This is a genomic window from Kitasatospora sp. NPDC034023 (genome assembly GCF_055575795.1).
Map to the genome: position 1 here is coordinate 89,248 of NZ_JBVIRY010000005.1, position 14,743 is coordinate 103,990.

Sequence of the window (14,743 nt, forward strand, 5' to 3'; positions counted from 1 at the left end):
CCGGATTGGTGAAGGCCGGTTGACCTGCGGTGATTTCATGACTCAAACTTGACGAGTTCATTATCACGAGGGGGGTTTCCGTGAGGGTGACGGCCACAAGTAGGAGCTGCTGCTCCGGTTCTAGGGGCTCCAGCGAAGACTCGGGCACTTGGTCGACTCATACCGTCCGCGCGGGTTCCAGCGCCAAGAGGCGGGCCCCTATGTGACCTGGGACGCAGGGATCGCCACAGGATTCGCGGGTAAGATACGGGGTGTTTGGTTTTATTTGCCGAGCGTTTCGGGTGGGTGGTTGCGGTGGTGCGGCAGGAACGGGCGGTCCGAACGCGTCGGCTGATCCTGGAGGCGGCGGCGTCGGTCTTCGACGAGTGCGGGTACGAGGGGGCGACGATCGGTGAGGTCGTCGCCCGCGCGGGAGTGACCCGCGGCGCGGTGTACTTCCACTTCGCGTCCAAGCGGGAGCTCGCCCAGGGGGTCGTGGAGGAGCAGTTCGGCCGGGACGAACTTCCCGAACGGCAGTGCAAGCTGCAGGAGTTCGTGGACCTCGGGATGGTCGTCGCCCATCTCATGCCCCGTGACCCGCTGTTGAGCGCGGGCGCGCGGCTCTCCCTCGGCCAGGACGTGTTCGGCGACTTCAGCGGCGGCGCCGCCCCCGGGTGGATCCAGCGGGCCGAGAGCGTGCTGATGATGGCCGGCGAGCGCGGCGAGCTGCTGCCGCAGGTGGTGCCCGCCGAGACGGCGTGGCTGGTGACCGGGGCCTGGACGGGGGTGCAGATCCAGTCCCAGAAGATGTCCGGCCGGGCCGACCTGGAACGCCGGATCGCCGTCCTGTACCAGCACTTGATGCCGAGCATCGCCGTGCCCGGGGTGCTCGCCACGCTCGACCTCGGGGCGGACCGGGGTGGTCGGGTGGTGGCCGAACTTGAGGCGGCCCGGGCCGCGGAGGCCGGCGAAGGCGGGGCCGGCGAGGACGAGGTCGCCGAGGCTGAGGTCGCCGAGGCGGGCGTGGGCGGGATCGGCTCGGTCTGACGCCGGCGGCCCCGCTTCCTCGCCGGTCGGCCGGCCGATGGGTCGGTCGGTCGGGCGATCAGTCGGGCGATCGATCGGGCCGGTCCGACGCCGGCCGGTGTCGTCTGCCCTCCCCATTTCGGGCGGCCGGTCCTGACGCCGGCTGGTCCGCTGTCCTGCTCCCCAGGGGCGATTGCTCCGCCTAAAAACAAACAGCGCGTTCGGTTTTGTATTGACAAACCGTCCGTCCTGTTTTTGGATAGGTGTCGGGTGCTCAGCCGATCCCTCCGCGCAACCTCGCGGGGGCCTCGAGCAGCGGAGCACCCGCCCGGCCGGTGGCCGTCGGGGTCGCCGACCCGTCTGGATTTGGGGTGGACGTCGTGGAAATCCGGGTGCTGGGGTCCTTGGGGGTCCAACTGTGCGGGGTGTCGGTGGTGCCGACCGCCCCGAAGCCGCGGCAGGTACTCGCCCTGCTCGCCTTACGGGCCGACCAGGTCGTTCCGGCCGGCGTCCTCGCCGACGAACTGTGGTGCGGCCGGCCGCCGCGCAGTGCGCGGACCACCGTGCAGACCTACGTCCTCCAACTGCGCGACCTGATCGACCGCGCGCTAGCCCAGGGCGACGGTGGTCCGGGGGCGTCCTGCGCCAAGGACGTCCTGGTCACCTCGGCCGGCGGCTACATGCTGAACAGCGGAGGCGGCCTCGTCGACCTCCAGGAGTTCGACCGCCTCGCCGGGCACGGCTACCGCGCCATGGATGCCGGTGACTTCCCGCTCGCCGCCCGCCAGTTGGGCGAGGCGCTCGCGCTGTGGCGCGGACCGGCCTTCGCCGACGTCCCGGTCGGCGGTCAACTCGCCGTCGAGGCCAAGCGGTTGGAGGAGACCAGGCTCTGTGCGTTGGACCAGCGGATCGAGGCGGACCTGCGGTTGGGCCGCCACCGCGTCCTGCTCGCCGAACTCACCGTCCTGGTCGACCGCTACCGCACTCACGAGAGCCTGCACGGCCAGTACATGATCGCCCTGCACCGTTCCGGGCGCCGCGGCGAGGCCCTCGAGGCCTACCAGCGCCTGCGGAACACCCTGGTACGGGAGTTGGGCATGGAGCCGTCCACCGTGCTGCGCCGCCTCCAGCGCTCCATCCTGCTCGCCGGCCCCGAGCGGCCCGACCAGGACCAGCCGGCCGCGCCCGCCGACGGAGCCGCCGCCCGCCCCGCCCGCCTCAGCCGGGTCGGCTGACCCGGGCGGCCTGAGTCGCAGGTTCGCGGCAGGGCGAACGGCGGCAGGACGAACGGCGGCAGGACGAACGGCGGCGGGGAGAACAGCGGCAGGGCGAACGGCGGCGCGGTGGTCGGCCGTTGACCGAACTAGGCGGCCTTCACCTCGGTGTTCTGGCCGACCTGCAGCAGCCACCGTCCGTCGTCCTGCTTGGTCATGACGTAGAGCGGGGAGCCTTCGGAGCCACCGTCCGCCCGGCCGTCCGCCCCGCCCGCCGCCGGCTGGGAGACCTGTCGCACCTTGACGGCCGCCACGTCGGGGCGAAGGAAGCGGATGTGCGCCACCTCGTAGGTGACGTCGCCGCTCCAGTTCGCGGCGGGCAGGACGGCGCGGGTGAACGCGGCGATCGCGTCGAGGCCGAGGAGGACCTTGCCGTGGGCGGTGGTCCAGAGGGCCTCGGGGTGGAACAGTGCGAGGAAGCCCTCGGCGTCCTTGGCACGCTGGGTGCGTTCGACGGTGGCGACGATCCGCTCGATGGCCTCGACGTCCGCGGCGCGGGCGTCGGTGCTGGTGTCGGTGTCGGGGCTGAGAGTGTCGCTGACTGGGCTGTCTGCTGCCTGGGTGTTCATGCGGATCACTCTTGTCCCTCAAGTCCACTTGAGGTCAAGCCGCTTGGTGGAGTGGAGCCCAGGGCGAGGTACTCGCCGAGACGGGCGGCGGCAGTGAGCATGGCGAGGCCCCTGGCGGTGAGGTGTCGCTGCCAGCCGTCGAGGGCCGCGGCCAGTTCGTCGGTGCCGCCCGCCGTGCGGATCTGCCGGACCACGGTGGCGATGTGGTCCAGCCGGTACCCGCCCCGCCGCAGCAGGTGGGCGAGTTCGGCGTCGCGGACGTCGGCCGGGCCGTAGACGCGGTGGCCGGTGGCGCGGTCGCGGGCCGGGGTGAGGATGTCGGCGGCCTCCCAGGCACGCACGGTCGCGGGAGTGACGCCGAGCCGGTGCGCGACGTCGCCGACGCTGAGGGGGCTGGACGGCATCGGACGCTCGGGCGCCGTCGACTGCGCCGTCGACTGCGCCGTTGACTGTGTGGCGGGTGCGGCCGTGAGGTGGCCGACGGCGTCCCGGACGGCGGCGAGGGTCTCCCGGTCGCGCAGCAGTCGGGCGTGGCCGCGGTCGAGGGCGGTCAGGGCCTCGTCGAGGCGGTCGGCGTGGAGGGTGGTCATGACCAGGCCGGCGGTCGCGTGCCCGTACGCCGGGACGAGGGCGAGGAAGGCGCGCAGGGCGGCCGCGTGCAGCTCGGTGTAGATCCGGTAGCCGGTGGGGGTGCGCGCGGCGGGCGGGAGGCAGCCGTCGCGTTCGTAGTTGCGGACCGCCTGGGTCGAGATGCCGTGCTCGCGGGCGAGGTCGGAGGGGCGCATGGTCGTCTTCCGTTCGAGCGCGTTTGAGGCTTCGCGTCCAGTTCTCGCTGCAGTCGACGGGCTGGCTGGGGCAAAGTCTCAACCGTTCTTTCAAGGATACGCTTGAGGTTCATGAGCCAGGACATTCACGACTTCGTCACCCCGTCGTGCGAGCTGCTGGGGCTCGGCGAGCCGACGCACCAGGAGCCGGCATTCGGCTGGGTCCGCAACGAACTGTTCGCCCGGCTGGTCGACCGGGGCTTCCGGTCGATCGCCCTCGAAACCGACCGGGTGGCCGCGCTCGCCGTGGACGACTACGTCCGGGAGGGCGTGGGCACGTTGGACGCGGCGCTGAGCGAGGGCTTCTCGCACGGCTTCGGGGAGCACGACGCCAACCGCCGACTCATCGCCTGGATGCGCGAGTTCAACCGGAACCGACCGCCGGGGGAGCAGCTGTCCTTCCACGGCTTCGACGCCCCGACCGAGACGTACAGCGCCCCCAGTCCGCGCCGCTACCTCGAGCACGCCCGCGACTACCTGCGACTCGACCTCGACATCGCCGGTCCGGCCGGGGAGGACGAGCGCTGGAGCCGAGCCGAGGCGGTGCTGGACCCGGCGCAGTCGCCCGGTGCCACCGCCGAGGCCGGGCGGCTGCGCTGCCTTGCCGACGACCTGCTGCTCCGACTCCACGCGCGGGCGCCGGAGTTGATCGGCGCGACCTCCCGGGCCGAATGGCTCAGGGCCAGGACGCGGCTGACCGCGGGCATCGGACTGCTGCGCTACCACGCGCAGTCGGCGGTCCGGGGCCTGACCCCGAGCGACCGGTTGAGCGGTCTGCTCGGGGTGCGGGACGCGCTCATGGCGCAGAACCTCCTCGACATCCGCGACCTCGAGGCGCAGCGCGGCCCGACCCTGGTCTTCTCGCACAACCAGCACCTGCAGCGGAACCCCAGCGCCTGGGCACTGGGGGAGCTGGACTGCGGATGGAACAGCGCGGGTCGCATCGTCGGCGCGCTGCTGGGCGAGCGGTACGCCTTCGTCGCCGGGAGCCTGGGGCGCAGCGAAGCGATCCTGCTGGGCGAGCCGGCGCCGGACACGTACGAGGCGTTCCTGCAACGGCCGGATGTGCTCTGGCAGTTGACGGAGGCGGTGCTGCCCGCGGGCCGGACCCGCACCGACACCACACCGCGGCAAGGCTACTTCCCGCTCGATCGGGAGGTGCTCGACGGCGCGGCCGCGCTCCTGCACATCGGCGACGGCGCGGCGGCAGCCGCAGCATCGGCGGCGCGGGACACACGGGCACGGGCGGCGCCGGACGGACCGGCGGCGTCGGGCACGCCCGCGGCGTCGGACGCGTCGGTGGCACCGGCGTCGCCGCGGGGCTGAGGAACCGTCGGGCCCGGGTAGGCCGTCCGCAGGTGGGACAGCAGGGCGGCGGTCGGCGGCTCGGTCGGCCGTCCGCTCGGCCAGGCCAGCGCGATCCGTACCAGCGGGACGGGATCGGCCAGTGGGCGGACCCGCAGTCCGGGTGCCGGGCCCGGGTTCGGCAGGATGGCCACGCCCAGCCCGTGCGCGGCGAGTTCGGCCAACTGTGGTGGCGCGGCGGCCTCGACGCCGACGGTCGGGCGCGCCCCGGCCTCGGCCAGGGCGCGCTCCAGCGCGGTGCGCATGCCGGTGCCGCGCGGGGTGCTCACCAGGGCGTGCCCGGCCAGCGCGGCGACCGGGAGCGCGTCGTCCCGGCTGGTGCGGTTCCGAGCGGTGGCATCGCGGATGCTTTCGCAGATGGGTTCGTCCCGGGCGGTTCCCTGCGGGGCGCCACCGAGCGGGGAGGCGCTGCCCAGGGCGGTGGCGAGCGGGTGGTGCTCGGGGCAGGCCGCGACCAGCGGGACCTCCAGCACGGTGTGCAGGTCGAGTCCGGCCAGTGTCGTCCAGCCGTCGTCGTCCTCGCGTCCGCTCGCGGCGGCGGGCAGGCCGATCACGGCGAGGTCCAGCCGCCCGTCGCGCAGCGCGGCGAGCATGCCCGCGGTGGTGTCCTCGGCCAGCGAGAAGTCGATGCAGGGGTGCTCCTGGCGGAACGCGGCGAGCGTGGTGGCGAGCCCGGGGAACGTGCCCAGCTCGGACGGCGGGGTGAACGCCGCTCCGGCGACCATGCCCAACCGGACGTGGCCGCGCCGTTGGCCGCCGAACTCCTGCGCCGTCCGCCGGGCCGCCGCGGCGGAGGCGAGTGCCGCCCGCGCGTGCGGCAGTACGGCCTCGCCGACCGGCGTGAGGCGCACGGTGCGACCCGAGCGGTCGAGCAGCCGGTGCCCGAGTTCGCGCTCCAACTGCCGGATCTGGGAACTGACCCCGGGCTGGGTCAGGTGCAGCAGCTGCGCGGCGCGGGTGAAGCTTCCGTGCTGGGCGACGGTGACGAAGTACCGGAGCTGCCGCAGTTCCATAACTGCTGATCATAGGCGGCAGAACTCCCTGCTCTTGGACGGGTGAACGGTTCCGGCCGCAGGCTGGACGCATGGAAACCGTGTCGAAGGACCAGGGCGCCGGGCAGCTCGACTGGATCCGCGAGCAGATCGCGGCCGAACGCCGCGAACTCGCCGAGGTGTTCGCCGCCCTCACCCCGGAGCAGTGGAACGCGCCCTCGCTGTGCGGGGGGTGGCGGGTCCGCGAGGTCGCCGCGCACATGAGCACCGGCTTCCGGCACTCGACGGCGCGTACGGCCGTGGAACTCGCCCGCTCCGGCGGAAACGTCCACCGCATGGCCGACCGGATCGCCCGCCGCGACGCCGCTGCGATGACCGAGCGCGAACTCGCCGCCGCGATGGCCGACCACGCCGGCCACCCGTGGCGCCCACCGGTCGGCGGCCGGATCGCGGCGCTCGCGCACGACGCCGTCCACGGCCTCGACATCACCCTGGCGCTCGGTCTGCCCGCCCGCCTGCCGGTGGCGCGCACCACGGCCCTGCTGGCCGGCGTCTCCCCGTGGACGCTGCGATTCTTCGGGGCGCGGGTGGACGGCGTCCGCCTGGTGGCGACGGACCTCGACTGGTCGTACGGGCGCGGTCCGCTCACCGTGGCGGGACGGGCGGAGCACCTGCTGGCGGTGGCGTACGGGCGCCGGGTGCCGGAAGGACTGCTCTCGGGGTCGGGCGCGGGGCGGTTCGGGTGGGGCGGGCAGGGCGAGGCCCGGGGCGGAGGTACTCCACCGGGGCCGGGCGGCCGTCATGCGAGTTCGGGGGGCCCGTGACTACGATCGGAAGAAGTCCTTCCGGATGGTGGTGAGACGGAAGCCAGGTCGCCGATGCCTCCGAGGTCCGTGCAGTGGCCGCCGTACGTGCGGGTCGCGCCGTGGTTGCTGATCGTCGGCGGGCTGGTGTGGAACTCGCTGGACCCGACCGACTACTGGGGCGATCCGCTGCTGGCGGCGGCCGCCGTGCTGGCGGGCTCGCTGCTGCGGCTGCGGGACACCGTCGCGGTCGGGATCGCCAATGTGCTCGGGATCCTGGTGCTGTCCACCCAGGACGCGTCGATCGGGACGGGGGACGGGTACCTGGAGCTGGCGAACACGGCCTTCGCCGCGCTGCTCGGGGTCGGGGTGAACCGCGTGGTGGCCCGGCACGGGCGGCGGCTGGAGCGGATGCGGTCGGTGGCGGAGGCGGCGCAGCGGGCGGTGCTGCCGGAGCCGCCGGCACGGGTGGGGGAGCTGTCGGTCGCGGCCAGTTACCACGCGGCCCAGGACGAGGCGCTGATCGGCGGGGACGCCTATGCGCTGCAGATCACCCCGTACGGTGTGCGCGCGCTGATCGCGGACGTGCGGGGCAAGGGGCTGCACGCGGTGGGGGCGGTCTCGGTGCTGCTCGGGGCCTTCCGGGAGGACTCGCACCGGGTGCCGGAACTGGCCGCGCTCGCGGACGCGCTGGAGGACTCGCTGCTCCGGGAGGCCGACCTGCTGAGCGAGGAACTGCGGCTGGAGGGGTTCATCACGGCGCTGCTGGTCGAGTTCCCGCCGGGGGAGGGGACGGTGCGCACGCTCGACTGCGGGCACCCCGGCCCCTATCTGCTGGGCGCCGACGCGCACACGCAGAGCCCCGGCCCGTACCCGCGAGGCGGTGAGCCGGCGGTGCGGCGGCTGGACGCGGCCGACCCGGGGCTGCCGCTGGGGATGGGCGGGCTGGGGGTCGCGCGGCCCGCGCCGGAGAGCCGGCCGTTCCCGCCCGGGTGCACGCTGCTGCTGGTGACCGACGGGGTGACCGAGGCCCGGGACGCGGCGGGGGAGTTCTACGACCCGGTGCTCGGGCTGGCTCCGCTGGGTCCGTTCGCCGGGCCAGCCGAGGTGCTGGACGCTCTGGTGGCGGACGTCGAGCGGTGGACCGGCGGGCCGCGGGACGACGACATGGCGGTGCTGGCGATCACCCGCCGGGCGGGCGGATGACAGGCGTGCGGATGGTGGGCGTGCGGATGCCGGATGCCGGGTGGCGGGCCGGTGCTACGGCGCCCGGCCGAGTGTCGATACGAGGTACGAGGTACGAGGAGCGGCGGTGACGCCCGTACGGCGGTCTCCTGGACCAGTTCGACGGTTGCCGACGGTCACGCCGGTATCACGATGAGGTGTCGGTACGGCAGCACTCCATGGAATTCGGCCAAGTTGAGCGGTGCCGTCCGGTGGCCGGAAAGACGGTGTCCGCATAGCGGACGATGAAATGGACGGATGGCCCCGGCGGCGCCCCGGGCGCCCTTCGGCCTGTGCCGCCTTGGCGGAGGGGCGGTCCGGATGTCGAGGCCGGTCCATAAGGGGGCGTAGGAGGCGCGCAAGAGGCGGTCGGGGGAGTGGCGGGATCGGGCCGCGCTGTGGTTCGTCCGGAAACGGACCTGGCGCTTGCCCCGTGTCGAAGAGGTGGCCGAGAGTCGAACCAATGAACGAGAAGCCTCGCCCTCGCCAGGCCCGTCTGCTCGACCACCGCGATTTCCGGCTCCTGTTGACCGGAGCCGCGGCGGCCCAGACGGGCAGTCAGGTCACCCTGGTCGCGCTGCCATTGGTGGCGGTGATCGTGCTCGACGCCACCCCGCTCGAGGTCGGTCTGCTGACCGCCGCCGAGACCGCCGCCTTCCTGTTGGTCGGCCTGCCGGCCGGCGCCTGGCTGGACCGGATGCGCAAGCTGCCGGTGCTGATCCGCGCCGACCTCGTGCGCTGTCTGGCGGTGGGGTCGATCCCGCCGGCGGCGGCGCTCGGGGTGCTGACCATGCCGCAGCTCTACCTGGTGGCCCTGGTCACCGGGGTGGCCACGGTGTTCTTCGACGTCGCCCACCAGTCCTTCCTGCCCGCCGTCCTGCCGCGCGAGCAACTGGTCGGCGGGAACGGGGCGCTGGAGACGGTCCGCTCCTCGGCGCAGATCGCCGGGCCGGGCCTCGGCGGGGGGCTGGTCCAGCTGCTCGGGGCGCCGCTCGCCATCGTGGCCGACGCCTGCGGCTACCTGGCCTCCGCGCTGCTGCTCGCCCGGATCCGGGTCGAGGAGCCGCCGCCGGAGCCGACGCCCGGGCGCTCGCTGCGCGCCGAGGTCGGGGAGGGCGTCCGCTTCGTGCTCGGACACCCGCTGCTGCGGGCGATCGCCACCGCCACCGCCGTGTCCAACCTGTTCGCGGCCGTCCTGATGGCCGTACAGACGGTCTTCTGGGTACGGGTGCTCGACCTGGCGCCGGGCGCCATCGGCGTGCTGCTGTCGATCTCCGCCGTCGGCGGGCTGGCGGGCGCGCTGTGTGCCGGCTACCTGGCGCGGCGGGTCGGACAGGCCCGGCTGATCTGGCTGTCCACGGTGGTGACGGCGCCGTTCGCGGTGCTGTGGCCGCTGTCCGGCGGCGGCGCGGGCGTGGTGCTGTTCGGCCTCGCCTCCGGGGTGGTGCTGTTCGGCGCGGTCGCCTACAACGTCGCCCAGGTCAGCTTCCGGCAGAGCGTCTGCCCGCCCGAGCTGCTCGGCCGGATGAACGCCACCATGCGCTTCCTGGTGTGGGGCACGTTGCCGATCGGCGCGCTGGGCGGCGGGATCGTCGCCGACGCGGCCGGGCCACGCGCCGCGCTCTGGCTCTGCGCGATCGGCTTCCTGCTCGTGCCGGTGCCGCTGCTGCTGTCGCCACTGCGGCGGATGCGCGACCTGCCGGGCGGGGACACACCGGGCGGCGGCACGCCGGACGCGGAGGAGGCCGCCACCGCCGAGCACACCGCCGGGAGAGCGACCACCGCCGAGCGGCCCACCACCGCCGAGGAGCCCGCCGCGAGCACCAGCACCCCCTGACCGACCCCAGACCTGCCGAGCCGCGACCGGAAACCGGAGACCGTTCCCGTGCACGCCAGCATCACCTCCGCCTACCTCGCCCGGTACCGCTCCGCCGCCGCCGACTCCCCGGCGGAGCTGCTCCCGCTCACCGGAGCCCAGCGGCGGTTCCTGATCAGCCGCCGACTCGCGCCGCACAGCCGCTCCGACGTCGTCCCGCTGTTCTTCGCCTACCCGCGCGGCACCCTCGACCAGGACCGGTTGGCCCGCGCCGCCGCCGTGGTCGCCGCCCGGCACCCGGCCCTGTGCGGCGCCTTCGCGACCGTGCGCGGCACGCCCGTCCTGCGGGTCGGCGGCCCCTCGGCCGAGGCCGCCCGGATCGCCGTCGCCCCCGGCCGAACGGCCCGCGAGGCGCTGCGCGAAGCCCTGCTGGACTGGCCCGCCGACGGGCCCGCCCTACGCCTGCTGGTCGCCCAGGAGCCGGAGGGCGACGAGGAGTTGCTCGCCCTCGCGCTGGACCACGCGGCCTGCGACGAGCAGTCGCTCGGAGTACTCACCGCCGAGCTGAGCGAAGCGTACGAGAAGGACGAGGCACACGAGCGGGGCGAGGCACCGGCAGCCGGGCCCGCACCGCAGGCCCTGGCCGACTACCGGCAGGCCGTCGAACTCCAGCTGGCCGCCGAGGACGCCGCCGGCGGGCCCGCCGCGCAGGCCCACTGGGGCCGCCGGCTCGGCGCGCTGACCGGGGCGGGCGGCGGCGCGGCCACGTCCACCGGGATGCTCACCGAGCGGCTGCCGGCCGCCGAGGGCGCCGCCCGCAGCGCCGTCTTCCCGGCCCTGCTGGACGCCGTCGGGGCCGCCGCGCACCGACTGCACCGGACGGACGGGGGGCCGCTCGCGCTCGGCTACCCGTGGGGCGGCCGACCGGCCGGCTCGCCCGCCGCGCTCGGCTGCTTCCTCAACACCCTGGTGCACCCGGCCGGTTCGAGCACCACGGACGACCTGGACACCCTCGCCGACGCCTGGTGGGACGACCTCGACCACGCCGGCACCCCGTTCGACGAGGTGGTGCGCGCAGCCCGTACCGCCGGGGCGCCGTGGACGGGAGCCCTGGACGCCATGCTCACCCTGGAGGACCTGCACCGCCGCCCGCCGCTGGTGCTCGGCGGCACGCCCGGCCGGGAGACCCACCTGGCCGGACGGCCGCTCGCCGCCCCGCTCGCGGTCTCCGCCTCGCACGGCGACGACCTGCTGGTCCGGCTCGCCTGGGACAGCGACCGCTTCCCCGAGGCCGACGCCCGCGCCGCCTTCGACGACCTGCTCGCCGTGCTGCGCCACCACCTGCACGCCCGGCCAGGCCCGGACTCCCACGCCTGACCTTCCGGGCCTGACCTCCCGCGCCTGACCTTCCGCGCCTGACCCTCGACGCCTGAACCCGCCTGCCCCGGAAGGGGTTTGCGACTCCCGAGCCCGCGCCCCGACCGACGGGCTGCCCGACCTCCCGCGCCCCATTCCGCGGGCCCGAACTCCCATGCCGGATCCGCCTCGCAGGATCCACCGCGCCTGGACGCGCGTGCCCGAACAGGCATGCCCGCGCAGGAGCCCGAAGCCCGGACCCCCGGGCCGCACCGTCATCCCGGTGCGGCCGGGTCCAGCGGCCGGAGCGGGACCACCCCACGCCCGCCGCCGGCCACCGCAGTGCCGACAAGCCCACCACACAAGGGAACCGCCCATGTTCGCACTCTCTCCGTCGCAGGAGATCGTCTGGCTGCACGAACAGATGCTGCCGGGAAGCCGCGCCTACAACTTCACCGCCGTCCTCGACCTCTGGGGCACCCTCGACCGGGACGCGCTGCACGCCGGTCTGGCCGCCGTCCTGGACCACCACCCCGGCCTGCGGCTGGAGTTGGTGCCCCGAGCGGAGGGGCTGCCCGGCCAGCGGGTCGCCGAGGGGTGTCAACCGGAGCTGCGCCACAGCGACTTCGCCACCGAGCACGACCCGGAGGCCGCCTTCCGGCGGCTGCTCGCCGCCGAGGCCGAAGAACCGGTCGACACCGAGCGGGCACCGGTGCTGCGCTGGCACCTGGTGCGGATCGCCGAAGGCCACCACCGGCTGATCCACGTCGAGCACCACCTCGTCCACGACGGCCACTCCTTCGCGATCCTGCTGCGCGACCTGTTCACCGTCTACCGCGCCCGGGTCCTCGGCGAGCCGTACGACCTGCCCACCGCCCCCTCGTACGAGGAGCACGCGCGGGCCGCCGTCGACGTCCCCCGCGACCGCGCACTCGACTTCTGGACCAGGGAGTTGGCCGACGCGCCGCGCGAGGTCACCCTGCCCGGGCTGGCCCGGCCGGGCGTCGAGCGCCGCCACCGGGGCGGCCAGTTGCGCCAGGCGATCGGCGCCGACCTGGCCGAGCGGCTGCGCGAGCGCAGCACGGCGGACGGCCACACCCCGTTCAGCACCCTGCTCGCCCTGTTCGCCGAACTGCTGCGCCGGCACAGCGGGCACCGCGAGGTCGTGGTCGGCACCGCCGTCGGCAACCGCCCGGAGGGCTTCGAGGGCACCGTCGGCATGTTCGTGAACACCGTGCCGCTGCGCCTGCGGCTCGACCCCGCCGCCCCCGGCACCGAGGCCGTGGACGAGGTGACCGACGTCCTGATGCGCGCCCTGCCGTACCAGGACCTGCCGGTGCAGGAGCTGACCCGCCGCCTGGGCCTGCACACCGGCGGTGCCGACAACCCGCTGTTCAACGTGATGTTCAGTGCGCACGACGCGGCCCTGCCGGACGTCCAGGCGCCCGGCCTGGAGGTCTCGCTGTACGAGGGCTTCAACACCGGCACCACCCGCTTCGATCTCGACCTGGTGCTGCTGCCGGACGACCGCCGGGTGGTCGGCGAGAAGCACGGCGCTGCCGGGATGACCCTGGTCTGGGACTACGACGCGGACCTGTTCCGCGAGTCCGAGGCCGTGCTGCTGTCCGAGCGGCTGCTGGAGCTGCTGCGCTGCTACCTCGACCGCCCGCAGGCGCCGATCGCCGAGCTGTCCCCCGCGCCCGAGGCCGCGCCGACCACCGTGGCGCCGGTCGCCACACCTGCCGACACTCCCACCGCTACGCTCGCCGACGCACTGGCCGTGCTCGACCCGGCCGCCGCCCACGACCCGACCGCACTCGCCCTGCTGACCGGCACCGAGCGGATCAGCTACGGCGAACTCGACCGTCGCGTCACCGAGTTGGCCGAGCGGCTGCGCGCAGCCGGGGTCGCGCCCGGCCAGCCGGTGGCCGCCGTCCTGCCGCGCGGCGCGGACAGCGTGGTCGCCCTGCTCGCCTGCCTGCGCCACGGCGCCGTCTACGCGCCGCTGTCCACCGAGGACCCGGCCGCCCGGCTCGGCCTGCTGCTGGAGCGGCTCAGCCCGGCGCTCGTCCTGGCCACCCGGCAGAGCGCCCTCGCGCTGCCCGCCGAGGGTGTCACCCCGGCGCTGCTGGACGGCCCGGCCTTCCCGAAGGCCGAGCCCGCCGACGTCCTGGACGGCGCCGCCTACCTGATCCACACCTCCGGCTCCACCGGCGTGCCCAAGCCCGTCCAGGTCGGCCGCGAGGCGCTCGCCGGCTACCTGGCCGCGATCGTCGACCGCTACGAACTCACCTCCGCCGACCGGGTGCTGCTGTTCGCCCGGCCGTCCTTCGACGTGGCGCTGGAGGAGGTGCTGCCCGCCCTCGCCGCCGGCGCCGCCCTGGTCGTGCCGCAGCGCGAGGTGCCCACCGGGCCCGAGCTGGTGGCCGTCCTGGCCGCCCGCGGCGTCACCGTCGCCAACCTGCCGACCAGCTACCTGCTCGCCGTCCGCTCGGACCTGTCCGAGGCGCTGCGCGACGGCCGCTGGACGCCACGGCTGCTCGTCCTCGGCGGCGAGCGCCTGCCCGCCCGGGCGCTCGCCGACCTGACCGAGGCCACCACCGTGCTGAACGCCTACGGCGTCACCGAGGCCACCGTCACCTCCACCGTGTACCAGGTGACCGCCGCCGACGTCGCCGAGGACGGCGAGATCCCGCTCGGCACCGAGCTGGACGGCGTCCGGATGCACGTCCTGGACGACACGCTGCGCCCGCTCCCGGCCGGCTGCGTCGGCGAACTCGTCGTCGGCGGAGCGATGGTGGCCGACGGCTACCCCGGCCTGCCGGAGCCGACCGCCGCCCGCTTCGTCACCGTCCCCGCGCTCGACGGCGCCCGCGTCTACCGCACCGGCGACCGCGGCTACCGCGACCTGGACGGCCGGCTCCGCTTCCTCGGCCGCGCCGACAACCAGGTCAAGCTCCGCGGCCACCGGATCGAGCTGGAGGAGATCGAGGCCGCCGCCTCCGCCGAACTCGGCGGCCGCTCCTGCGCGGTGGTGCTGCACACCGACCCGCAGACCGGCCCCCGCCTGGTCGGCTTCCTGGAGGGCGCCGACCGCCCCGACCAGGCAGCCCTGCACGAGGCGCTCGCCCGCCGGCTGCCCGGCGGCCTCGTCCCGGCGAGCTGGACCGCCGTCGCCGCGATGCCCACCCTGCCCGGCGGCAAGCCCGACCGCGCCGCCCTCACCCTGCTGGCCAACCAGGCCGCCGAGGCGGGCCCCGAAGAGCAGGCCGCGCCGAGCGCGTTCGCCGACCCCGGCCAGGAGCTGATCGCCGCCGCCTGGCGCGAGGTGCTCGGCCACGACCGCTTCGGCGCGGACTCCCACTTCTTCGAGGTCGGCGGCCACTCGCTGCTCGCCGCCCAGCTCGCCGCCTACCTGGAACCGCACCTCGGCAGCCGCCCGCCGCTGCGCACCCTGTTCCGCCACGCCGTGCTGGCCGACCAGGCCCGCGCCCTCACCGGCCAGAAGTGAAAGG

10 protein-coding genes and 1 pseudogene are annotated in these 14,743 nt (G+C 74.7%); 8 read left to right on the top strand and 3 right to left on the bottom strand.

Features of this window, described 5'->3' with window-relative positions:
• Nucleotides 1–294 precede the first annotated feature (294 nt).
• Nucleotides 295–1,026 carry a ScbR family autoregulator-binding transcription factor gene (locus tag ACZ52R_RS09455; RefSeq protein WP_465621888.1) on the top strand — a complete coding sequence of 244 codons (732 nt, stop codon included), beginning with the start codon at nucleotides 295–297 and terminating at the stop codon, nucleotides 1,024–1,026.
• Nucleotides 1,027–1,385: 359 nt separating this feature from the next.
• On the top strand, nucleotides 1,386–2,240 hold the full coding sequence (locus tag ACZ52R_RS09460) for an AfsR/SARP family transcriptional regulator (protein ID WP_465621946.1): 855 nt from the start codon (nucleotides 1,386–1,388) through the stop codon (nucleotides 2,238–2,240).
• 128 nt (nucleotides 2,241–2,368) lie between these two features.
• Here ACZ52R_RS09460 and ACZ52R_RS09465 read toward each other — a convergent pair whose 3' ends face one another.
• Both ACZ52R_RS09465 and ACZ52R_RS09470 read right to left on the bottom strand, forming a co-directional pair.
• A complete protein-coding gene (locus ACZ52R_RS09465) occupies nucleotides 2,369–2,848 on the bottom strand; it encodes an SgcJ/EcaC family oxidoreductase (protein ID WP_465753246.1) in 480 nt (159 codons plus the stop codon).
• A 5-nt stretch (nucleotides 2,849–2,853) separates the two neighbouring features.
• Nucleotides 2,854–3,633 carry a TioE family transcriptional regulator gene (locus ACZ52R_RS09470; protein WP_465663621.1) on the bottom strand — a complete coding sequence of 260 codons (780 nt, stop codon included), beginning with the start codon at nucleotides 3,631–3,633 and terminating at the stop codon, nucleotides 2,854–2,856.
• 111 nt (nucleotides 3,634–3,744) lie between these two features.
• Here ACZ52R_RS09470 and ACZ52R_RS09475 point away from each other — a divergent pair, with 111 nt between their 5' ends.
• Complete coding sequence (locus ACZ52R_RS09475; RefSeq protein ID WP_465663622.1) at nucleotides 3,745–4,998, top strand: erythromycin esterase family protein; 1,254 nt, start codon at nucleotides 3,745–3,747, stop codon at nucleotides 4,996–4,998.
• A 32-nt stretch (nucleotides 4,999–5,030) separates the two neighbouring features.
• Here the strand turns inward: ACZ52R_RS09475 and ACZ52R_RS09480 are convergent.
• Nucleotides 5,031–6,050 (bottom strand): annotated as a pseudogene (locus ACZ52R_RS09480) (LysR family transcriptional regulator); the annotation flags it as partial.
• A gap of 71 nt (nucleotides 6,051–6,121) precedes the next feature.
• Between ACZ52R_RS09480 and ACZ52R_RS09485 the strand changes: the two are divergent.
• The 5 genes from ACZ52R_RS09485 to ACZ52R_RS09505 all read left to right on the top strand — a co-directional run bounded on the left by ACZ52R_RS09485 (nucleotide 6,122) and on the right by ACZ52R_RS09505 (nucleotide 14,739).
• A complete protein-coding gene (locus ACZ52R_RS09485; RefSeq protein ID WP_465663623.1) occupies nucleotides 6,122–6,853 on the top strand; it encodes a maleylpyruvate isomerase family mycothiol-dependent enzyme in 732 nt (243 codons plus the stop codon).
• 54 nt (nucleotides 6,854–6,907) lie between these two features.
• Nucleotides 6,908–8,038, top strand: a complete 1,131-nt coding sequence (locus ACZ52R_RS09490) for a PP2C family protein-serine/threonine phosphatase (protein WP_465753247.1) — start codon at nucleotides 6,908–6,910, stop codon at nucleotides 8,036–8,038.
• Nucleotides 8,039–8,519: 481 nt separating this feature from the next.
• Nucleotides 8,520–9,893 carry an MFS transporter gene (locus tag ACZ52R_RS09495; RefSeq protein ID WP_465753248.1) on the top strand — a complete coding sequence of 458 codons (1,374 nt, stop codon included), beginning with the start codon at nucleotides 8,520–8,522 and terminating at the stop codon, nucleotides 9,891–9,893.
• 48 nt (nucleotides 9,894–9,941) lie between these two features.
• A complete protein-coding gene (locus ACZ52R_RS09500) occupies nucleotides 9,942–11,249 on the top strand; it encodes a non-ribosomal peptide synthetase (RefSeq protein ID WP_465753249.1) in 1,308 nt (435 codons plus the stop codon).
• Between the two features lie 355 nt (nucleotides 11,250–11,604).
• Entirely contained in the window at nucleotides 11,605–14,739 is a 3,135-nt protein-coding gene (locus ACZ52R_RS09505) for a non-ribosomal peptide synthetase (protein ID WP_465753250.1), read from the top strand.
• Nucleotides 14,740–14,743 lie beyond the last annotated feature (4 nt).